The organism is Priestia sp. P5_B4 (assembly GCF_056400385.1).
The window spans coordinates 1-716 of the sequence record NZ_JBFULJ010001355.1; the positions used below are offsets into that span (position 1 = coordinate 1).

At 38.0% G+C, this 716-nt stretch carries 1 protein-coding gene and 1 pseudogene; both read left to right on the top strand.

From position 1 onward, the window contains the following. Positions 1-378 (top strand): annotated as a pseudogene (locus tag AC1DRF_RS30950) (ABC transporter ATP-binding protein); the annotation flags it as partial. Then, positions 379-716, top strand: a 338-nt coding sequence (locus AC1DRF_RS30955; RefSeq protein WP_477742696.1) for an ABC-2 transporter permease, incomplete at its 3' end; no start/stop codon positions are given.

A 716-nucleotide genomic window follows, 5' to 3' on the forward strand; every position in this document is an offset into this window, starting at 1 on the left:
GGAGGATTGGATCCTTCGTCTAGAGAGCAAATACTAGATGAATTAAAAGCATTTGTCAGCGATGGAAACAGCGGAATATTGCTTTCGTCTCACATTATGAGCGATGTCGAAAAAATAGCGAGCCACCTTGTTGTGATTAAAAACGGTGAGGTTTTATTAAATGAAGAAAAAGAGAAAGTTTTTCAGGAGTATGCAATTGCCGTTATGAATGAAGAACAGCTGAACTTACTTCCTGAAGATGTAGTAGTGGCAAAAAGAACGTATGATAAATCTGTCCGTGTACTCGTATCAGATAAGCATCAGCTGCCAGATGAAACTATAACTGAACCGATGTCGATGGAAGAACTAAGCGTGCTTTTAACGAGGAGTGAAACGTAAATGAGAGGTCTATTGTTAACGAACTACTACCTCATTCACCGAAGCTTTTTGACGTACACAGCGCTTGCGATAGTTATTTCTGCGGTTATCTTTTATTTTGCGGATCCTTCATTTTACCGTATTATAGCGATGTTAATTATTTTATTAATGGCAATGCCAGCGCTTGAAGTGATCAAATTAGAAAGTAAGACCGGCTATGACAAATACGTGCTTACTCTTCCGATTAGTCGAAAAAATGTGGTGCAAAGTCACTATGTTTTTTATTTTTTAATTGTCGTCAGCGGAACCATTCTATCCTATGGTGTTTTTTCAATGTATTCGCTTATATCCAAGAGTGC